The following is a 19,969-nucleotide window of genomic DNA, read 5'->3' on the forward strand; positions in this document are numbered from 1 at the left end:
CACGCGTGCCTCGCCCGGGCCTCACGCATGCCTCGCCCCGGCCGAGCAGTCCGGCCCCGCGAGGAGTGCCGGCGCGACGGCGACCTCCCGGCTGGTGCCCGGGGAGGGTTCCGCGAGGGTGCATGGGGGAGGTGTGGTGGCCCCGAACCGGCGCCAACCACTCCCCGGCCCGCGCGGGGCCCGTGGGCGCGGCAGGCCGTACGGCGGCCCCGCCCCCGCGGAATCAGCTGGACGAGGTCTTCTCCGGCTTGAGTTCGCTGGGACGTACGATCACGAACCCCTCGCCCTGGAGCATCAGCTGGACCGCCTCGCCGGATCCGCCGCGCACCATCGAACCGAAGCTCTGCGAGCGGTGCAGCGTGGTGGAGAGCTGGGCGCTCCAGCCGACGACCGCGTCCGTGTCGACGTACACCGGCTGCTGGGCCGAGACGGGGATCACTATGGGCTGGCCGTCGCAGATCAGGCCGAGTTTGCCGTATCCGCTGAAGACGCTGTTGAAGAGGCCGCCACCGGTCATTCCGGCCCCCTTCACGGTCTTGATCTCGTAGGACAGGCTCGCGTCGAAGCACAGGACGTTGCGGCCGTTGATGGTGAGGACGTCGCCCTGCTCCATCTCCACGATGAAACAGTTGGCCGCCTCGTGGGCGAACCACGCCTCGCCCTGGCCCGTGACCGCCATCAGGGCGAGCCCCTCGCCGGTCACCGCGCGCTTCAGCATGCCGCCGATGCCCTGGCCCTTGCGCTCGAACTGGAGGTTGCCCCGGAAGGCGACCATCGATCCCTGACGCGCGTGCATCTCACCGTTGACGGCGTATTTGATGGATTTGGCGTTCTGCAGGGTCATGCCGGGGGCGGTGGCCGGCTGCGCCATGTGCTCACTGGAAAAGATGTCGCTCTTCATGCCGTGCATCCTCACCCGGAGCCCTCCGTTCCGCCAAGAACGGGTCGTCCGAGGTCCTGGCAGACTGGGGTGCGTGAGCAGCGACAGCATTCCCGAGCCCCTTCCCGCAGCGCCGGAGGCCTCCGCCGAGAGCCCCTTCCGGGTGGAACCGACGCCCCGTGACGAAGCCCCGCAGTTCGTTCTGCCGCTGGTGGTGCACCTCGAGAAGACCGATCCCCCGGCGCGCAACGACGCCCTGGTGACCGCCGCCCGTGCGGTGCTCACGATCCTCTCGGACCCGCGCTCGCTCGGCGAGGACGAAGGTGGGACCGAAGGCGAGTGGGCGCAGTCCGTGCGCGACTGGCAGGACGCCCGCATCCGCAAGGTGGTGCGCCGGGCGCGCGGCGCGGAGTGGCGCAAGGCGTCCGCGCTGCCCGGCATCACGGTCACGGGCGAGCACGCCGAGGTGAGGGTGTTCCCGCCGGTTCCCCTGGACGGCTGGCCCAAGGAGCTGGCGAAGCTCCAGGTGTCGGGCACGGACCTGGACGACCCGCAGGCCCCGGCCGCGCCCGATCCGGCCGGTCCGGTGCTCTGGATGAACCCGGACGTCGCCATGTCTGCGGGCAAGGCGATGGCCCAGGCCGGTCACGGCGCGCAGCTCGCCTGGTGGGAGTTGTCGGACACGGAGCGCAAGGCCTGGCGCGAGGCAGGGTTCCCGCTCGCCGTCGCCACCCCGGACGCCGCCCACTGGCGCGCCCTCACCGCGAGCGGTCTGCCGGTGGTGCGGGACGCCGGATTCACCGAGGTCGCCCCGGGATCCTGCACGGTCGTCGCCGACCACCCGGCCCTCCGCCGCTGATCCACCCGGTGCGGGACGAGCCGGCCGGCGGGCGACCGGTCCTTCCCCTCGCGTCCGGTGCCACCGAGCACGGCTCCGCCGCCTCGGCCCTGACTGCCCTCCGGCAGGCGGCGTGCCCGCCTGCCGGACCACGGGGCAGCCCTCAGTCCTGGTCCCGGCGCCGGATGTACAGGCGGTTGCCCTTGGGACCGGTCCATTCCACCCGTACGACGCCGGGCACTGCGGACTCGGCCACCCGCGACGGGTTCGACCAGTAACCGAAGTTCGGGTTGCGGAAGAACGTCGCCCACAGGCTGCCGTCGGAGTCCTCGAAGAAGTTGTTGTGGCCGGCGCCGACACCGGCCGTCCAGCGCTCGGAGTACGGGCCCTCGAAGCTGTCGGAGACCGCGACGACCGCGTCGTACTGGAACCGCACGCGACCGGTGCCGCCCGGGTCGTAGGCCTGGCGAGGGGTGCCGTCGGCATTGACCGACGTCCAGTCCCATGCGGCGTGGAGGAGGAAGTACTTCCCTCCGTGCTTGAAGACGTACGCGCCCTCGAGATACGGCTCCGGCGCGTACGGGGTCTGCTTGAACGCGGGGAGGTTCGTCGCCGGGACGATGTCCTCCATGTCGTCGCGGAACTTCGCGTACAGGTTGTTGTGCAGCACCAGCCACGCGTCGTCGCCCTCGGAGTAGAGGCTGCCGTCGATGTGGTGGTAGGCGCCAGGCTTGATGAAGCTGGGCCCCCCGATGAACGAGTCCCCGAAGGGCTTCTCCAGGTTCCCCTCGACGAGCCTGTACGGGCCCTCGACCCCGCCCTCGCTCACGAGCATGAACGAGCCCACCTTCTCGGAGTGGTCCCCCATGCACGCGACGATGTACCACTTCCCGCGGAAACGGTGCAGCTCAGGGGCCCACGCCTGGCCGCGCTTGCCGAACTGCTCGTCGTACCAGTACTCCTGCCACGGAGCCACCACCGTGCGCCCGGGCCGGTTCTCGTCGGTGAACTCGGGCGACCACACCTTGCCCTTCTCCGCCCCGGGCCGGATTCCCGTCGTGTCGGCCAACCTCCACGGGCCTCTGAGGGAGCGGGCGGTCCAGACGAAGATGCCGTCGTTCCACGGGCCGGCCGCTTCGAGTCCGGGTACGCGGGTGGTGCCCGTGGCGACGTAGAGCGGACGGCCGTCGACGACGAAGCAGTTGACGTAGGTGTCCCGCATCCAGACCACTCCGCGCTCCTTGTCACGGGGGCGCAGCTCCAGCGGGAGGACGAAGGAGTTGTCCTCCCGGGGCCACAGGTCCGGCCGGGTGTCCGCCAGACCGTAGGGCTCGGGGTCCGGCCAGTTCGCCGGATGGCGTCGCCGCGCCGCGGCCCGAGCGGCGGCGGTCGGAGCCGGCTCGGCCGAGGCCTGCGCCGCGGGCGCCGCGACCACGGGCAGCGCCGCCGCCGCTCCCACTCCGGCGGCGCGGGACAGCAGGGACCGCCGGCCGAGCTGCGGCCCGTTCTCGGTGCTGGTCATCAGTCACGTTCTCCTTCGTTCGTCAGGAAGCCCGGAAGCCCGGGAGGCCCGGGCGCCGGGAAGCCGGTGCCCTCAGGGAGGGCCGTCGGCGAGGGTGCAGGACCGCCGGGCCACGGTCGCGGTTTTGGTGGTCCGGTCGCTCCACCGCAGCCGGCGCGCCGGCCGGACGGCCGGGTGGCGGCACGTCACTGACCTCGCCGGCTACGGGATCCGAGCCGCCGCCGTACGGAGCCGTCCGTGACGGCCCGGCGGGGTGTCCGCCGCTGCACCGCCCGGACACGGGGGCTCCACCCGGCAGTTCGGGTACGCGCTCGTCGGGTCCCGCCGGAAGCGTGCCGCAGGGCCGTCCTCGGGTGGCATGTCGATCAGCATGCGAACCCCTGTTGATCTCCGTCAACGGACCGCGGAATTAATCCGGGGTGTCCGGCTCGTCGGCATATCCGCGACCTGCCCGTCTCCGCAGGTCGATGGGGTGCCGACCGGCACGCCGGGGACATCACGGTCGAATAACGTCCCAGCCCGGAACCGCCCGGGAACCTCAAATCAAGCTCTGAACGTCCCCTCTTCCGGGTTCGCAGGAACCTGACGGGGCCATGACCCCTGCACGGAACGGGGAGGGGACACCATGAAGCTGGGAATCGGTATCGGATGGCGCCCGGAGATCGCGGACGCCGTCGAGGCGCTGCCGGGGATCGACTGGGTCGAGGCGGTCGCGGAGAACCTCTGCGCGGACCACCTCCCCGAGTCCCTCGTGCGCCTGCGGGATCGCGGGGTCACGGTCGTCCCGCACGGGGTCTCGCTCGGCCTGGGCGGAGCCGGCCGCCCCGATCCCGGACGCCTCGCCGGCCTGGCGGCGCGGGCCGAGCTGCTCGGAACGCCCTTGGTGACGGAGCACATCGCATTCGTACGAGCGGGAGGTCCGCCCACCGCGTCACCGGTGCTGGAAGCGGGCCATCTGCTGCCGGCGCCCCGGACCTGGGACGCCCTGGACGTACTGTGCGAGAACGTGCGGATCGCCCAGGACTCGCTTCCCGTCCCGCTGGCCCTGGAGAACATCGCCGCGCTGATCTCCTGGCCCGGCGAGGAGATGACCGAGGGGCAGTTCCTCGCGGAGCTGGTCGAACGCACCGGCGTGCGACTGCTGATCGATGTCGCCAACCTGCACACGAACCACGTCAACCGCGGCGAGGACCCCGCGACCGCGCTGGACGAACTGCCGGTGGAGGCCATCGCGTACGTCCACGTGGCGGGCGGCGTCGAGAAGGACGGCGTCTGGCACGACACGCACGCCCACCCGGTGACACGCCCCGTGCTGGACGTCCTGACGCAGCTGCGCTCCCGCGTCGACCCGCCGGGGGTCCTGCTGGAGCGCGACGACGACTTCCCGCCGACCGAGGAGCTGGCCGGTGAACTGAACGCGATCCGCGGCACGCTGGACGCGGCGGCCGGCGCGCCGCCGAAGGGCCGGCGGCGGCCCGCCCGGCCGCAGGAGCCCGGCGTCCGCCCCGCGGGCGCCCGCGACCGGACCGCCGTGGCGCAGACCGCGCTGCTCTCGGCCCTGGTGGCCGGCACCCCGGTACCGGACGGCTTCGACCACCGGCGCCTCGGGGTGCAGAGCCGTGCCCTGGCCGGGAAACGGGCCGACGTCGTCGCCAAGGTCGCACCGGAGCTGCCCGATATCCTCGGCGCCGGCTACCGGAAGGCGTTCCTCGCGTACGCCGAGAGCTGGCCGATGTCCGCCGGTTACCGCCGCGACGCCCTCGGCTTCGCCGAGCAGCTCCTGGTCTCGGGCCAGCCGGCCGACGAGGCGTCCAGGCGACGCCTGACCCGCTGGTGGCAGGACCGGGCTGGGCCGCGTCCGCCGCGCCGCGCCGCCCGTCTCGTCCACGCCACCCGCACCGCCCTCCTGGGAAGGGGACCCCGATGAACACGCTCGCCCTCCTGCTGACACTCGCCGTCGCCGTGTCCTCGACTCTCCTGATCATCGCGACCAGCAGTGCCGGGTCGCGCGGCAGCGGCTCGGCGGCATACGTGCACGACCTGTACGAGGAGGCTTTTCTCAGCGGCGGCCCCGCCAGGGTGGTGGACACCGCTCTCACCCGCCTGCACTCGGACGGGCGGCTGGCCGTCGGTGGCCCCGGCATCGTCGCGGTCCGGCGGAACGAGGCACACGACTCGGTGGAACGCGCCGTGCTCCAGGAGCTGACCGCGGCGCCGAGCGGCGCCCTGCACACCCTGCGGGAGGCCGTGATGCGGCACCCGGCGGTGCAGGAGATCGGCGACGGTCTCGCCGCCCGGGGCCTGCTGGTCGCACCCGGCGAGAGCCGGCGGCGGCGGGCCTGGGCGCGCACGCTGTTCATCGGATGCTTCCTGGGCTTCCCGGTCGGCATCGCGCTGACCATCTCCGAGTTCGTCCGGCACGACGGGTACACGGACCCCCCGTTCCCCTTCATCGTGAAGGTGCTGCCGGCGCTCCTGACCGGGATCGTGGTCGGTCTGAGCACCGCGGCGGCGGCCAACGCGCGGCTCACCCGTGCCGGACGCAGGGCCGCCGACGACTACCGGGTGGCCAGCGCGCATCTGACCGACCCGGCCCACGCGGTGGCCACCCTGGGGCTGCGTGCGCTCCCCGACCCGGAGTTGCAGGGACAGTTGGTGGCCGCCGCCCGGCAACGGCCCGCAGGGCGCCCCCGGTCGACCTCTCCGTCCTCCGCATCGGGCACCGGCCCCGCGTTCGTACCGGTCGTGTGGTGCGCCGGGACGAGTCCCGGTGGCGGGAGCTGCGGGGGCTCGACCGGCGGAGGCGGCGACTCGGGAACGGGATCCACGTGCGGCTCGGGGTCGAGCTGCGGCAGCAGCGGATCGAGCTGTGGCGGTGGGGGCGGGTCCAGTTGCAGCAGCGGATCGAGCTGCGGCGGCGGATCCAGTTGCGGCAGCAGTTCCTGAGCGGCGCGGAGTTGCCGGGCTCACGAATCCAGACACAGACGACCACCTGTGACCGAGTTGCGTCCATATGGTGAACAGGGCATGGCGCTTTCCTACCGGTCTCGCATAGAACTCGGCCATGCTCTGGGTCATGCTCCTTCTGGTCGCGTGGGGTGCGGCCGCCGTCACCTGCATCCGGCTGTGCCTCGTCACCGCGGGTGCCGCCCAGCGGCGACCCGGCACCGACCGGGCCGCCGCCTCCCCTGAACTCAACCTGTACGAAACGGCGTTCCTGGCCGGCGGACCGCAGCGGGTGGCCGATCTGGCGCTCGTCTCCATGCACCTGCGGCGCCGGCTGCTGCTCGCCCACACGGGCTGGGCGACGGTCGTCGACCCGGAGGGGCGCGACGAGGTCGAACGCACCGTGATCCGCGCGATCGGCCCGGAAGGTCAGTCCCGGATAGCCCCGCTCCGGGCCGCCGCCGCGGCGGCCGACGCCGTACGCTCCCTGGCCGACCGTCTGGTCGCGGCGGGGCTCGCCGTACCGCACGGCACCCGGACGAGCCTGGAATCGGCCGTACGCGGGGTGCGTGGCGCAGCGGTGCTGGTGGTGGCCCTGGCGGCCGTCGCCATGCTGATGCCGGGTCAGGGAGCGGGCCACGCGGGTCCGGTGGCCGCCTGGTTCGGGCTGCCGCTCGTGCTGACGCTGGGCTGCCTGGCCATCGCCCGGATGGAGAACCACCCTTACAGCCCGTGGGCCTCCCCGTCGGGGCAGCACTGGCTGGACTCGCTGCCGGCACCGGCGCGCGGCGCGGACCGCGATCTTCTGGCGGCGGTGGCGGTACGGGGCGTAGGAGCCCTGGAGGACCCGGACCTGAGAGCGGCCATGCTCGGCGGGGCCCGGACGGGATTCTGATCCGTCGGTCCGGGGCCGCACGGCACCGGGGCCGCCCACAAGGGTGCGGCCCCGGTGCTGTCATATCGAGTTGTGCGGCCCGGGACACATCGGCCGGACCCGGCGAGGAGAGACGGTCCGCGGGGAGGAATGGCTGACTCCCCCGCGGTCCGCGACCGTTCGCCGGCCGTCGGCCGATGTGTACCCGGCACCGGACCCGGTGTCGCTGGAACGACGGGCGGCGTCACACACGCCGTTGCCCGCCAACTGATCTTCCGGGTCGGGATGACCGGAAACGCTGGCTATGCGAGTCCGGACACCAATTCTGCGACGGACTTCCTGCGGCCCGTGTAGAAGGGGACCTCCTCGCGGACGTGCAGCCGCGCCTCGGAGGCCCGCAGGTGACGCATGAGGTCGACGATGCGGTACAGCTCGTCGGCCTCGAAGGCGAGCACCCACTCGTAGTCTCCCAGCGAGAAGGAGGCGACGGTGTTGGCGCGCACGTCGGGGTAGCCACGGGCCATCTTGCCGTGGTCCGCGAGCATGCGGCGGCGGTCCTCGTCGGGCAGCAGGTACCAGTCGTAGCTGCGCACGAAGGGGTACACGCTGATGTAGTCGCGCGGGGTCTCGTCGGCCAGGAAGGCCGGCACGTGCGACTTGTTGAACTCGGCGGGGCGGTGGAGCGCCATGTTCGACCAGACCGGCTCCAGGGCGCGGCCCAGCTTCGTGCGCCGGAAGAGGTTGTACGCCTCCTGCAGCTCGTCGGAGGTCTCCGCGTGCCACCAGATCATGAGGTCGGCGTCGGCCCGCAGACCGGACACGTCGTAGGTGCCACGGACCGTGATGTCCTTGGCCGCGAGCTGGTCGAACAGCTCCTGGACCTCGTCGGCGTAACCGGCGCGGTCGAGCGGAAGGACGTCCTTCAGCCTGAAGACGGACCACAGGGTGTAGCGGATGACCTCGTTGAGGTCCTTGGCCTTCTTGCCTGCGTTCGGAAGCTTTTCTGGCGCACTCATACGGCTATTGTCCCGCCTCGCTCCCCGTGCCCCGAACCCGGGTCGGCGTGTTGTCGATCTCTCCCGCGTGCGCGCCCGTGAGGTCCTGGACGATCTCGTCCGCGGCACGGTGGGCGCTCGCGATGCAGGCCGGGATCCCGACGCCGTCGTACACGGCACCGCACACCCGCAGACCGGGCAGCTTGGCGACCTCGTCGCGGATCCGGGCGACCCGGGTGAGGTGTCCGACGGGGTACTGGGGCAGCCCGCCGATCCACCGGGTGACCTCGGTGTCCACGGGACGGGCGGTCAGTCCGGTCGCGGAGGCGAGGTCGGCGAGGGAGGCGGCGACGAGCTCGGAGTCCTCACGGTGCAGGTGCTCCTCCTCGCCGTAGCGTCCGACGGAGGTGCGCAGCACGAAGAGGTCGGGGGCCGCGTCCGCGACCCACTGCCACTTGTTGCTGGAGAAGGTCGCGGCCTTGATGGTGCGGCCGTCGACGGGCGGTACGAGGAATCCGGAGCGCCCCCGGAGTGCGTCGGTCCCAGCGATGTCGGCGCGCCGGAAGGCCATGGTCACCAGGGCCATCGAGGCGTACTCGACGGCGGCGAGCTCTACGGCGGCCGCCGGGCACTCGGCGGCGAGCAGCGTGGACGCGGACCAGGCGGGGGTGGCCAGGACGAGGGCGTCCGCGGTGATCACCCGGCCGTCGGTGCGCACGTCCCAGCCCTCGCCGGTCCGGGTCAGGCCGAGCACCGGGGTCTCCTCAAGGATCTCGGCGCCCCCGGCCCGCACGGCGTCGGCCACGGCGCCCGGCAGGGTACCGATGCCCCCCTCGATGCCCTGGAAGACCGGTCCTGTCTGCTGCCGCGCGGCGGCCCTCTCCTGGATGCGGAGTACCCCGTCGAGGAGCGGGCCCCCCTCCTTCACGGCCTCGAAGAGCTGCGGCACGGCCGCACGCATCGAGATCCGGTAGGCGTCGCCCGCGTACACCCCGCCGAGCAACGGCTCCACGAGCCGGTCGACGACCTCACGGCCGAGACGGTCGGCGACGTACGAGCCGACCGAAACGTCGTCGCCGACGGCGGTCGGGGTGAGTTCGCGCTCCTCGGCGATCCTGGCGAGGCCCTCGGGCGAGAGCACACCGCTGAGCGCCGACGGGTCGCCCGGCACTCCCATCACGTGCCCCTTGGGCATGGGGCGCAGGGCGTCGCGGGTCCAGACCGACGCGGTGGCGGTGGCGGGCGGTCCGAGCCGGTCGCCGAGCCCCACCGCGGTGGCCAGTGCGACCGCTTCGGGCCGCCGCGCGAGCATCGACTCGGCACCAAGGTCGACCCGGGTGCCCGCGATCTCGCCGGTCATCAGCTTGCCGCCGAGCCGCGCGGTGGCCTCCAGGACGGTGACCCGGAGACCGGAGGCCAACAGCCGGTGGGCGGCGGCGAGTCCGGCGATGCCGCCGCCGATGACGACGGCATGGCCCGTGCGTGTGGTGTCGCGCTGAAGAGGACGCTGCATGGGTCCACTCTCTCAAACCCGTCCCGAGTCCCGAACGTGACCACTTCGAAACCTCGGGACGGCAACCCGCGGACGGCACCGGAACGTCGAACCCGCGCCATCGACAACACGCCCTGGGGGGACTCTCATGCCATACGAACGACACACGGACGGTCACCCGCCGGCCCGGCCCGTACGCCGTCGGCCGCGCGCGCTGGTCGCCGCCGGGCTGCTCGCGGTCCTGCTGACCACCGGCGCGTGCGGCGCCTCCTCCGACAGCGGCGGTACGGCGTCCGACGCCAAGGCGGCGGCGGACCACGCGGCGGGTGCCGGTGCGCAATCCGCCGAAAAGCCCGCGGGCAAGGCCTCGTCGGCGCCGGATCCGGGCTCCACGGCCGCGGTCCACGTCATCCGGACGGCCACGCTGTACATCGAGGTCGAGAACGTACCGAAGGCTGTCGCCGCCGCCCGCGGCGTCGCGGTGGACGCCGGCGGTCTCGTCGCCGAGGAGACCACGGAACGGGTGGACGACACCCACGACACGTCCCACCTCGTCCTGCGCGTGCCCCAGGCCCGTTACGACGAGGTGCTGAGCAGCCTCGCCGGGACCGGGAAGCTGTTGTCCCGGACGTCCAGGGCGAAGGACGTGACGGGGCAGGTCGTCGACGTCGAGAGCCGGATCGCCACCCAGCGGGCGAGCGTCGCGCGGGTCCGCGACCTGATGGACAGGGCCGAGAAGATCACCGATGTGGTGGCGCTGGAAGGTGAACTGAGCAGCCGCCAGGCCGACCTGGAGTCCCTGCTCGCCCAGCAGGCATCACTGAAGGACCGCACGTCGCTGGCGACGGTCACCCTCGACCTCGGCGAACCGGAGGGGAACGCCGGGGATCCCGAGGAGGAGGGCACGGGCTTCGTGGACGCGCTCGCCGGCGGCTGGGACGCGTTCGTGACGATGCTGCACTGGATCGCGGTGGCGATCGGTGCCACGGCTCCGTTCCTGGCCGCCGCAGTCGTCCTGTCGGCCCTGTGGCGGCTGCTGCGCGGCCGTCTGCCCCGGCGCCGTACGGCGCCCCGGCAGACCACGGAGCCGTCCGAGGTCCCGCCGGCCCCGTAGGCGCCGTAGCGTGGGCCCCTGATCCTGCTCGACGGCGGCGAAGGGACCCGGCATGGCGACGGAACGACTGGTGGTCGTCGGAGGCGACGCGGCGGGCATGTCCGCCGCGTCGCAGGCCCGCAGGCTCAAGGGGCCCGGGGCGATGAGCATCGTCGCCTTCGAACGCGGCGAGTTCACCTCGTACTCCGCCTGCGGCATCCCGTACTGGGTGAGCGGCGACGTCGAGGGGCCGGACGACCTCATCGCGCGTACGCCCGAGGAGCACCGGTCCCGCTCCATCGATCTGCGCACGCGCACCGAGGTGACGGAGATCGACGTAGCCGGGCACCGCGTACGGGCGCTGGACCACGGCAACGGTGAGACGTACTGGACGGGCTACGACAAGCTCGTGATCGCCACGGGCGCCCGGCCGGTGCGCCCCGACCTGCCGGGGATCGACGCTCCGGGCGTCCACGGCGTGCAGACCCTGGGCGACGGCCAGGCGCTGCTGGCCTCGCTGGACCGGGCGCCGGGCAGGCGGGCGGTCGTCGTCGGGGCGGGCTACATCGGCGTCGAGATGGCCGAGGCGATGCTCAAGCGGGGCTTCGAGGTGACGGTGCTCAACCGGGGAGCGCAGCCGATGGCGACGCTCGATCCGGACATGGGCCGGCTGGTCCACGACGCGATGGACGACCTGGGTATCACCACGGTCAACGGCGCGGCGGTCACCCGGATCGAGACGGGCCCGGACGGCCGGGTCACCGCGGTCGCCACGGACGGGGACACCTACCCCGCGGACGTCGTCGTGCTGGGCATCGGCGTCGAGCCGGAGACCGCCCTGGCCCGCGAGGCGGGCCTGCCGCTGGGACCGCACGGCGGTCTTCTGACGGACCTGTCGATGCGGGTCACGGGGCAGGACGACATCTGGGCGGGCGGGGACTGCGTCGAGGTCATGGACCTCGTGGCGCGCCGTACCCGGCACATCGCGCTCGGCACCCACGCGAACAAGCACGGCCAGATCATCGGGTCCAACGTCGGGGGCGGCTACGGCACGTTCCCCGGCGTGGTCGGTACGGCGGTGAGCAAGGTGTGCGACCTGGAGATCGCCAGGACCGGGCTGCGGGAGAAGGACGCACGTGCGGTCGGTCTGCGCTACGTCACGGCGACGATCGAGTCGACGGGCCGCGCCGGCTACTACCCGGGCGCGAAGCCGATGACGGTGAAGATGCTCGCGGAGTACCGCACCGGCCGGCTCCTGGGGGTACAGATCGTCGGCCGCGAGGGAGCGGCGAAGCGCGTGGACGTCGCGGCGGTGGCACTCACCGCCGGGATGACGGTGGAGGCCATGACCGCCCTCGACCTCGGCTACGCCCCGCCGTTCTCCCCGGTCTGGGACCCGGTCCTGGTGGCCGCCCGCAAGGCCGTGTCCGCGGTGCGGGCGAGCCTCCGGGAGGACGCCTGATCAGACGGTCGTCTGCTGGTGGACGTACTCCACCAGGCGCGTGAGGGCGTCGGGGTCGGTGGTCGGCATGACGCCGTGCCCGAGGTTGAAGATGTGGCCCTCGAGACCGGCGGCCGCGTCGAGCACCTCGCGGGCCTTCTCCTCCACCGCCTCGGTCGGGGCGAACAGCACCGCCGGGTCGAGGTTGCCCTGGAGCGCCTTGCCTGGGCCGACCCGGCGGGCGCCCTCGTCCATCGGGACGCGCCAGTCGACTCCGACGACGTCCGCCCCGGCCTCGCCCATGAGGCCGAGCAGTTCGCCGGTACCGACGCCGAAGTGGATGCGGGGGACGCCGTAGGACGCGACGGCGTCGAAGACCTTCGCCGAGGCCGGCATCACCGAGCGGCGGTAGTCGGCCGGGGCCAGGGCGCCGACCCAGGAGTCGAAAAGCTGGACCGCGGAGGCGCCGGCCTCGATCTGGACCTTCAGGAACGCGCCGGTGATCTCCGCGAGCCGGTCGAGCAGCTCGGCCCAGAGCTCCGGGTCGCCGTACATCATGGCCTTGGTCCGCTCGTGGTTGCGGGACGGGCCGCCCTCCACGAGGTAGCTCGCCAGCGTGAACGGCGCACCGGCGAATCCGATCAGCGGCGTGGCGCCGAGTTCGGCGGTGAGCATCCCGATGGCCTCGGTGACGTACTGGACGTCCTCGGGCGTGAGGTCGCGCAGCCGTGCCAGGTCGGCGCGGGTGCGGATCGGCTCGGCGATCACCGGGCCCACACCGGGCTTGATGTCGAGGTCGATGCCGATGGCCTTGAGCGGCACGACAATGTCGCTGAAGTAGATCGCGGCGTCGACCTTGTGGCGGCGCACGGGCTGCAGAGTGATCTCGGTGACGAGCTCCGGCATCATGCAGGAGTCGAGCATCGCGATGCCCTCGCGGACCTTGAGGTACTCGGGCAGCGAGCGTCCCGCCTGACGCATGAACCAGACCGGGGTGTGGGGCACCGGCTCACGGCGGCAGGCCTTGAGGAAGGCCGATTCATGGGTGGCGGGGGGCGTCCGCAGGCCCGAGGACGGGCCCTCCCCTGATCGGACGGAGCTGAGCTCTTGGGGAAGGTCGTTGGCACTCACGCACAGAATCTTCGCACGGAGCGGCCATAAGCCGGACGCCGCATGGGTGTCCCTCCCTGCACGGCGCTCCGGTTCCGCCTACTCTTCCCGGCATGGCTCCGGCTCAGGGACAATTTTCCGATCATTCCGATGGCACTGACAGCGAGGAGGGTGCGGACGGCGAAACCGTCCCGCTCGCGTTCCGGTCGGCGATCGACGCGCTGCGTTCCGCCCGTCTGCGCCCCGAACTGGAGGTTGAGCCCACGCGGCCGCCGAAGCGCCTGGCCCCGCACGCGTACGCGCTGGAAGCCGCCGTCGTGGACGGCGAGGAGGATCTGGCCGACGGCCGCCTCGTCCTCCTGCACGATCCGTCCGGGCACGACGCCTGGCAGGGCACATTCCGCTTGGTGACGCTCGTACGGGCCGAACTGGAGCCGGAGATGGCGGCCGACCCCCTGCTGCCGGAGGTGTGCTGGTCCTGGCTCACGGGGGCACTGGACGCCCGGGGGCTTTCGTACGGGGAGGCCGGCGGCACGGTGACCCGCGCCGGTTCGCACTACTTCGGCACGCTCTCCGCACGCCGCCCGGCCACGCAGATCGAGATCCGGGCCTCCTGGACTCCACGCGAGGGGCGCGGCGGGGTCCCGGACGTGGGGGCGCACCTGGTCGCGTGGGGCGATCTGCTCTGCCAGCTCGCCGGCCTGCCGCCGTCGGGCGTGTCGGAGGCGGCGGTGGTGACACTGCCCCAGAGGCGCGGACCCCAGGCCCCATAACGCTGCGTCACCTTTCGGGAGAGCCGGTCGCACGAGGACCGGCTCTCTTTTCGTACAATCGATCGCGCGTCCTATTTGCCCGAATTGTTACTCACTAAATCGTGATCTTCCCCTAAAGGAGGACGCACCTGCTGCCGAAGAGGTCAATGACCCTTCAAGCACGGTTCGCCCCGGCTTCATCCCCGAGCCGGCCCGTCCCCGCCACTCCCCAGGAGGCCTGGTGTCCGTTCTCCTCGAGCAGCCCGCAAGCCTGGTCGCCTACCGCCCGAACAAGCCGACGGCCATGGTCGTCGTGGCCGACCCGCGCGTCCGTTCCACCGTCACCCGCCATCTGTGGGCCCTCGGGGTTCGTGACGTCATCGAGGCGTCGTCCATCGCGGAGGCCCGCCCCCGCGTCGGCAACCCACGCGACATCTGCGTTGCCGACGTCCACCTGCCCGACGGTTCCGGGCTGACCCTGCTGTCCGAGACCCGAGCCGCCGGCTGGCCGAACGGCCTCGCCCTCTCGGCCGCCGATGACATCGGCGCCGTACGCAACGCCCTCGCGGGCGGGGTGAAGGGCTACGTCGTCACCGGCACCCGTACCAACATCGGTCACCCCACCCGTCCCGGCATGGCGCCGATCGGTGCCAACGCCGCCCGCATGCACCGCAGGCCGCCCGGCTCCCCGAGCCACCCCGGCGGCTACCGCGAACTCTCCGGCCGTGAGGTGGAGGTGCTCCGCCTGGTCGCCGAAGGCCAGTCCAACAAGGCCATCGGCGTCTCGATGGGCCTCTCCGCCCTCACCGTCAAGAGCCACCTCGCCCGCATCGCCCGCAAGCTCGGCACCGGAGACCGCGCCGGAATGGTCGCCGTGGCACTGCGCACGGGCATCATCCACTGACCCCTCCTCCCACCGGCACCTGCACGGATGCGTATCCGGCCGGTTTACGCGCATGGCCGCCCGTCGACGGAAGGTTCCGTCGGCGGGCAGCGCGCATACACAGATACCCTTGGCATGTGACCGACGCCCAAGAGACCGCAGCAGACACTTCACTGCGAACCACCGGGGGCGCTCCCCCGGACGACGTCGCCCCGGCGCCGATCCCCTTGCTCGAACCGCGCGAGGGCATCCCGCCGGTGGTGGCGACCGACGACGCGCTGGCGCGGGTGATCGCCGACTTCGCCGCCGGCACCGGCCCCGTGGCCGTCGACGCCGAGCGTGCCTCGGGCTATCGCTACGGGCAGCGCGCCTACCTCGTGCAACTGCGCCGCGAGGGTGCGGGAAGCGCCCTGATCGACCCGGTCGGCTGCCCCGACCTGTCGGGGCTCGGCCAGGCGCTCACCGGAGCCGAGTGGATCCTGCACGCCGCGACCCAGGACCTCCCCTGCCTGCGCGACATAGGCATGACCCCGACCTCGCTCTTCGACACCGAGCTCGCCGGACGGCTGGCGGGGTTCCCCCGCGTCGGCCTAGGCGCCATAGTCGAGAACGTCCTCGGCTATGCCCTGGAGAAGGGCCACTCCGCGGTCGACTGGTCCACCCGCCCGCTCCCCGAGCCCTGGCTGCGTTATGCCGCGCTCGACGTCGAGCTGCTGGTGGATCTGCGCAACGCCCTGGAGGAGGAACTGGACCGGCAGGGCAAGCTGGAGTGGGCGCTGGAGGAGTTCGCCGCGATCGCCTCGGCACCGCCCGCTCCCCCGCGCAAGGACCCGTGGCGCCGCACCTCGGGCATGCACAAGGTGCGCCGCCGCCGTCAGATCGCTGTCGTACGTGAGCTGTGGACGGCTCGTGACCAGGTGGCGCAGCGCCGTGACGTCTCGCCCGGCAAGGTGCTCGGTGACGCCGCGATCATCGAGGCGGCCCTGGCTCTGCCGGCCAACGTCCAGGCGCTCACCGCACTGCCCGGCTTCGGGCACCGGATGGGACGCCGTCAGCTGGAGCAGTGGCAGGCGGCCGTCGACCGGGCCAAGGAACTGCCCGAGTCGGAGCTGCCCCAGCCCGGCCAGCAGCCGGCGGGCCCACCCCCGCCCCGTTCCTGGGCGGACAAGGACCCGGCCGCCGCCGCGAGGCTGTCGGCGGCCCGGACCGCCGTGACCGAGCTCGCCGAGCGGCTCCACATGCCGCAGGAGAACCTGATCACCCCGGACACCGTGCGCCGGGTCTGCTGGGAGCCGCCCAAGGCCCTGACCCCGGACGCGGTCGAGACCGCGCTCGCGGGACACGGTGCGCGCCACTGGCAGATCGAGCAGGTCGGCCCCCTGCTGCTTCGGGCCCTGGACACGAGCGCCTGACACGTCAGACACGTGTGCGCCCCCTGCCGGACGAAGGATCCGGCACGGGGGCGCGCGCGTGTCGGGACCACCCCAGGGGCCGCCTCATCCAGCAGGATCGATTTCACGCCAGTTACCCGCCTTCCCTGGCCACCAGCGACGCCCCTGGGTGTGTGACGTTCGCCGCTCCGGTGATGGGGGGTGGGCAGTCCGGTTACCCGCAAGTAGCATGAGGGGCGTGGCGTGCCGATGCGTGCGCCCGCAGCAGTGCCATCCCGCATCCTGGAGGAGAGCCACCGTGCCTCGTACCATCCGGGACGTCGTCTTCGTCGACGGCGTCCGCACCCCGTTCGGCAAAGCGGGCCCGAAGGGCATCTACCACGAGACCCGCGCCGACGATCTCGTCGTGAAGGCCATCCGGGAGCTGCTGCGCCGCAACCCGGACCTGGACCCCGCGAAGATCGACGAGGTCGCCATCGCCGCGACCACCCAGATCGGCGACCAGGGCCTCACCCTCGGACGTACCGCCGGAATCCTGGCGGGTCTGCCGCAGTCGGTCCCCGGTTACTCCATCGACCGCATGTGCGCGGGCGCCCTGACCGCCGTCACGTCGACGGCCGGCTCCATCGCCTTCGGCGCCTACGACGTCGTCATCGCCGGCGGTGTCGAGCACATGGGCCGCCACCCGATGGGCGAGAGCGTTGACCCGAACCCGCGCCTCGTGTCGGAGAAGCTGGTCGACGAGTCCGCCCTCTTCATGGGCATGACCGCGGAGAACCTGCACGACAGGTACCCCTCGATCACCAAGCAGCGCGCCGACGAGTACGCGGTCCGCTCGCAGGAGAAGGCCGCCAAGGCGTACGCCAACGGCAAGATCCAGCAGGACCTGGTGCCGGTCTCCGTGCGCCGCACCGACCCGGACGTCGGCGAGACGGGCTGGGGCCTGGTCACCGCCGACGAGCCGATGCGCCCGGGCACCACCCTGGAGTCCCTGGCCGGCCTGAAGACCCCGTTCCGCGCCCACGGCCGCGTGACGGCCGGCAACGCCGCGGGTCTCAACGACGGCGCCACCGCCTCGCTCCTCGCGTCCGAGGAGACCGCCCGCGAGCTGGGCCTCCCGGTCAAGATGCGCCTCGTGTCGTACGCCTTCGCGGGTGTCGAGCCGGAGGTCATGGGCTACGGTCCGATCCCGGCGACGGAGAAGGCCCTGGCCAAGGCAGGTCTCTCCATCGAGGACATCGGCCTCTTCGAGATCAACGAGGCCTTCGCCGTCCAGGTGCTCGCCTTCCTCGAGCACTACGGCATCGCCGACGACGACGCGCGCGTCAACCAGTACGGCGGCGCGATCGCCTACGGCCACCCGCTCGCGTCCTCCGGCGTCCGCCTGATGACTCAGCTGGCCCGCCAGTTCGAGGAGCAGCCGGAGGTCCGCTACGGCCTGACGACCATGTGCGTCGGCTTCGGCATGGGCGCGACGGTCGTCTGGGAGAACCCGAATTTCGACGGAGGCAACAAGTGAGCACCACCACCACTGAGCTTCTGAAGGGTGCGGCCGAGCTGTTCCCCGGCGAGGTCGTCACGCAGGCGCACGTACGCCACCTCGACCTGCCGGGCGGCGCGGGCCGTTTCGCCCTCATCACGCTGGACAACGGCTTCGACCACACCAAGCCGACCACCGTCGGCCCGCAGTCGCTGGCGAACCTGAACGCCGCCGTCGACCAGGTCGAGAAGGAGGCGGCCGAGGGCACGATCACCGGTGTCGGTGTGACCGGCAAGCCGTTCATCTTCGCGGTGGGCGCGGACCTCAAGGGCGTCGAGCTCCTCAAGGAGCACAAGGACGCGCTGGCCATCGGCAAGGGAGGCCACGACGTCTTCCGCCGCCTCTCCGGCCTCGCGGTCCCGACGTTCGCGTACTACAACGGCGCGGCGATGGGCGGGGGTGTGGAGATCGGGCTGCACTGCTCGTACCGCACCGTCTCCTCCGCGCTGCCGGCGTTCTCGCTGCCCGAGGTCTTCCTCGGTCTGGTCCCCGGCTGGGGCGGCTGCGCGCTGCTCCCCAACCTGATCGGCGCCGACCGCGCCGTCTCGGTGATCATCGAGAACTCGCTCAACCAGAACCGCCAGCTCAAGGGCAAGCAGGTCTTCGAGCTCGGGATCGCCGACGCGATCTTCGAGGGCGCGGACTTCCTGGAGCAGTCGCTGATCTGGACCGCGGCCGTCCTCAAGGGCGAGATCGCGGTGGAGCGTCCCGAGGTCGACCGCGGTGACGCCTGGGACCAGGCCGTCGCGCGCGGCAAGGCGATCGCCGACTCCAAGGTGCACGGCGCCGCCCCGGCCGCGTACCGCGCTCTGGAGATCATCGCCGCGGCCAAGAGCGGCGACCTGGGCGCCGGCTTCGACGCCGAGGACCAGGCCCTCGCGGACCTGATCATGGGCGGAGAGCTCCGCTCGGGGATCTACTCCTTCAACCTGGTCCAGAAGCGCGCCAAGCGCCCGGCCGGTGCTCCGGACAAGGCCCTGGCCCGCCCGGTCACCAAGGTCGGCGTCGTCGGCGCGGGCCTGATGGCCAGCCAGCTCGCGCTGCTCTTCCTGCGTCGCCTCGAGGTCCCGGTCGTCCTCACCGACATCGACCAGGCGCGCGTCGACAAGGGCGTGGGCTACGTCCACGCCGAGATCGAGAAGCTGCTCGGCAAGGGCCGTATCAACCAGGACAAGGCCAACCGCCTCAAGGCCCTGGTCTCCGGTGTGCTGGACAAGGCGGAGGGCTTCTCCGACGCCGACTTCATCATCGAGGCCGTCTTCGAGGAGATCGGCGTCAAGCAGAAGGTGTTCGCCGAGGTCGAGGCGGTCGCCCCGGCGCACGCGATCCTCGCCACGAACACCTCGTCCCTCTCGGTCACCGAGATGGCGTCGAAGCTGAAGAACCCCGAGCGGGTCGTCGGCTTCCACTTCTTCAACCCGGTGGCGATCCTTCCGCTCCTGGAGATCGTCCGCGGCGAGCAGACCGACGACGCCTCGCTGGCCACGGCCTTCGGCGTCGCGCGCAAGCTGAAGAAGACCGCGGTGCTGGTGAAGGACGCCCCGGCGTTCGTCGTCAACCGCATCCTCACCCGCTTCATGGGCGAGATCCAGAACATCATCGACGAGGGCACTCCGGTCGAGACGGCGGAGAAGGCCATCGAGCCCCTCGGCCTGCCGATGTCCCCGCTGGTGCTGCTGGAGCTGGTCGGCCCGGCCATCGGCCTGCACGTCTCCGAGACCCTGAACCGCGCGTTCCCGGAGCGCTTCACGGTCTCCGAGAACCTCGCGGCCGTGGTGAAGGCCGGCAAGCGCGGCTTCTACGTCCACGACTCCGGCGCGCCGGTCCTCGACCCCGAGGTGGCCGCCCTCCTCAAGCAGGGCGACAGCGTCCTGACCGAGGAGCAGGTCCGCGACCGCGTCCTGGACGCGGTCGCGCAGGAGATCGGCCTGATGCTGGACGAGGGCGTCGTCGCCGAGGCCCAGGACATCGACCTCTGCCTGATCACCGGCGCGGGCTGGCCCTTCCACCTGGGCGGCATCACGCCGTACCTGGACCGTGAGGGCGTCTCCGAGCGGGTCAACGGGAAGCGGTTCCTGGAGCAGGGCGTGGCGAGCGTCCCCGCGTAACACCTGAAGTACGCGCGGAGAAGGGTACGGCTCGGCCACGGGTCGTACCCTTCGCCGTGCCCGGGGCGCCCGGACTCGACGGGCTCGTGACAGAATGTCGCACC

16 protein-coding genes are annotated in these 19,969 nt (G+C 72.0%); 11 read left to right on the forward strand and 5 right to left on the reverse strand.

Annotation, left to right across the window (positions count from 1 at the left end; genetic code table 11):
* Positions 1-223 precede the first annotated feature (223 nt).
* Positions 224-901 (reverse strand): AIM24 family protein, encoded by a 678-nt coding sequence (locus JOC24_RS22670; RefSeq protein WP_205022205.1) that lies wholly within the window; start codon positions 899-901, stop codon positions 224-226.
* 73 nt (positions 902-974) lie between these two features.
* Here JOC24_RS22670 and JOC24_RS22675 point away from each other — a divergent pair, with 73 nt between their 5' ends.
* The gene (locus JOC24_RS22675; protein WP_205022206.1) at positions 975-1,739 is read left to right on the forward strand and encodes a peptidyl-tRNA hydrolase; all 765 of its coding nucleotides are present in this window, start codon (positions 975-977) and stop codon (positions 1,737-1,739) included.
* A gap of 142 nt (positions 1,740-1,881) precedes the next feature.
* Here the strand turns inward: JOC24_RS22675 and JOC24_RS22680 are convergent, their stop codons facing one another.
* Positions 1,882-3,240, reverse strand: a complete 1,359-nt coding sequence (locus tag JOC24_RS22680) for a family 43 glycosylhydrolase (RefSeq protein WP_205022207.1) — start codon at positions 3,238-3,240, stop codon at positions 1,882-1,884.
* 625 nt (positions 3,241-3,865) lie between these two features.
* On the opposite strand from JOC24_RS22680, the gene JOC24_RS22685 reads away from it, so the two are divergent.
* The 3 genes from JOC24_RS22685 (at position 3,866) to JOC24_RS22695 (ending at position 7,081) form a co-directional block, all read left to right on the forward strand.
* Positions 3,866-5,167 carry an MbnB/TglH/ChrH family RiPP precursor modification enzyme gene (locus tag JOC24_RS22685; protein WP_205022208.1) on the forward strand — a complete coding sequence of 434 codons (1,302 nt, stop codon included), beginning with the start codon at positions 3,866-3,868 and terminating at the stop codon, positions 5,165-5,167.
* On the forward strand, positions 5,164-6,186 hold the full coding sequence (locus JOC24_RS22690; RefSeq protein WP_205022209.1) for a TIGR04222 domain-containing membrane protein: 1,023 nt from the start codon (positions 5,164-5,166) through the stop codon (positions 6,184-6,186). The genes JOC24_RS22685 and JOC24_RS22690 overlap by 4 nt, the downstream gene beginning before the upstream one ends.
* Positions 6,187-6,304: 118 nt before the next feature.
* Positions 6,305-7,081: a TIGR04222 domain-containing membrane protein gene (locus JOC24_RS22695; RefSeq protein ID WP_205022210.1), complete on the forward strand. Its 777-nt coding sequence runs from the start codon at positions 6,305-6,307 to the stop codon at positions 7,079-7,081.
* A gap of 281 nt (positions 7,082-7,362) precedes the next feature.
* Here the strand turns inward: JOC24_RS22695 and hemQ are convergent, their stop codons facing one another.
* A complete protein-coding gene (hemQ, locus tag JOC24_RS22700) occupies positions 7,363-8,076 on the reverse strand; it encodes a hydrogen peroxide-dependent heme synthase (RefSeq protein ID WP_205022211.1) in 714 nt (237 codons plus the stop codon).
* A gap of 4 nt (positions 8,077-8,080) precedes the next feature.
* On the reverse strand, positions 8,081-9,568 hold the full coding sequence (gene hemG, locus JOC24_RS22705; protein ID WP_205022212.1) for a protoporphyrinogen oxidase: 1,488 nt from the start codon (positions 9,566-9,568) through the stop codon (positions 8,081-8,083).
* Positions 9,569-9,695: 127 nt separating this feature from the next.
* On the opposite strand from hemG, the gene JOC24_RS22710 reads away from it, so the two are divergent.
* Both JOC24_RS22710 and JOC24_RS22715 read left to right on the forward strand, forming a co-directional pair.
* A complete protein-coding gene (locus JOC24_RS22710; protein ID WP_205022213.1) occupies positions 9,696-10,661 on the forward strand; it encodes a DUF4349 domain-containing protein in 966 nt (321 codons plus the stop codon).
* A gap of 52 nt (positions 10,662-10,713) precedes the next feature.
* Positions 10,714-12,102: an FAD-dependent oxidoreductase gene (locus tag JOC24_RS22715; RefSeq protein ID WP_205022214.1), complete on the forward strand. Its 1,389-nt coding sequence runs from the start codon at positions 10,714-10,716 to the stop codon at positions 12,100-12,102.
* Here JOC24_RS22715 and hemE read toward each other — a convergent pair whose 3' ends face one another.
* Complete coding sequence (gene hemE, locus JOC24_RS22720; protein ID WP_205022255.1) at positions 12,103-13,146, reverse strand: uroporphyrinogen decarboxylase; 1,044 nt, start codon at positions 13,144-13,146, stop codon at positions 12,103-12,105. It abuts the gene before it with no gap.
* 158 nt (positions 13,147-13,304) lie between these two features.
* Between hemE and JOC24_RS22725 the strand changes: the two genes are divergently transcribed.
* The 5 genes from JOC24_RS22725 (at position 13,305) to JOC24_RS22745 (ending at position 19,865) form a co-directional block, all read left to right on the forward strand.
* Positions 13,305-13,964: a DUF3000 domain-containing protein gene (locus JOC24_RS22725; RefSeq protein ID WP_205022215.1), complete on the forward strand. Its 660-nt coding sequence runs from the start codon at positions 13,305-13,307 to the stop codon at positions 13,962-13,964.
* A 220-nt stretch (positions 13,965-14,184) separates the two neighbouring features.
* Positions 14,185-14,847, forward strand: a complete 663-nt coding sequence (locus JOC24_RS22730) for a helix-turn-helix transcriptional regulator (RefSeq protein WP_069169388.1) — start codon at positions 14,185-14,187, stop codon at positions 14,845-14,847.
* Between the two features lie 116 nt (positions 14,848-14,963).
* Positions 14,964-16,238: an HRDC domain-containing protein gene (locus tag JOC24_RS22735; protein WP_205022216.1), complete on the forward strand. Its 1,275-nt coding sequence runs from the start codon at positions 14,964-14,966 to the stop codon at positions 16,236-16,238.
* A 277-nt stretch (positions 16,239-16,515) separates the two neighbouring features.
* Positions 16,516-17,736, forward strand: coding sequence for a thiolase family protein (locus tag JOC24_RS22740; protein ID WP_205022217.1), 1,221 nt, complete (start codon positions 16,516-16,518; stop codon positions 17,734-17,736).
* Positions 17,733-19,865, forward strand: a complete 2,133-nt coding sequence (locus JOC24_RS22745; RefSeq protein WP_205022218.1) for a 3-hydroxyacyl-CoA dehydrogenase NAD-binding domain-containing protein — start codon at positions 17,733-17,735, stop codon at positions 19,863-19,865. Before JOC24_RS22740 ends, JOC24_RS22745 begins: the two co-directional genes overlap by 4 nt.
* Positions 19,866-19,969: the final 104 nt, after the last annotated feature.

This window comes from Streptomyces sp. HB132 (assembly GCF_016909575.1).
In the GTDB taxonomy this organism is placed as follows: Bacteria; Actinomycetota; Actinomycetes; order Streptomycetales; family Streptomycetaceae; genus Streptomyces.

Coding starts and splice junctions, on each gene's coding strand:
- JOC24_RS22695 (WP_205022210.1), top strand. CDS start 6,305: ATGCTCTGGGTCATGCTCCTTCTGGTCGCGTGGGGTGCGGCCGCCGTC.
- JOC24_RS22685 (WP_205022208.1), top strand. CDS start 3,866: ATGAAGCTGGGAATCGGTATCGGATGGCGCCCGGAGATCGCGGACGCC.
- JOC24_RS22715 (WP_205022214.1), top strand. CDS start 10,714: ATGGCGACGGAACGACTGGTGGTCGTCGGAGGCGACGCGGCGGGCATG.
- JOC24_RS22680 (WP_205022207.1), bottom strand. CDS start 3,240: ATGACCAGCACCGAGAACGGGCCGCAGCTCGGCCGGCGGTCCCTGCTG.
- JOC24_RS22710 (WP_205022213.1), top strand. CDS start 9,696: ATGCCATACGAACGACACACGGACGGTCACCCGCCGGCCCGGCCCGTA.
- hemQ (WP_205022211.1), bottom strand. CDS start 8,076: ATGAGTGCGCCAGAAAAGCTTCCGAACGCAGGCAAGAAGGCCAAGGAC.
- JOC24_RS22670 (WP_205022205.1), bottom strand. CDS start 901: ATGAAGAGCGACATCTTTTCCAGTGAGCACATGGCGCAGCCGGCCACC.
- JOC24_RS22725 (WP_205022215.1), top strand. CDS start 13,305: ATGGCTCCGGCTCAGGGACAATTTTCCGATCATTCCGATGGCACTGAC.
- JOC24_RS22690 (WP_205022209.1), top strand. CDS start 5,164: ATGAACACGCTCGCCCTCCTGCTGACACTCGCCGTCGCCGTGTCCTCG.
- hemG (WP_205022212.1), bottom strand. CDS start 9,568: ATGCAGCGTCCTCTTCAGCGCGACACCACACGCACGGGCCATGCCGTC.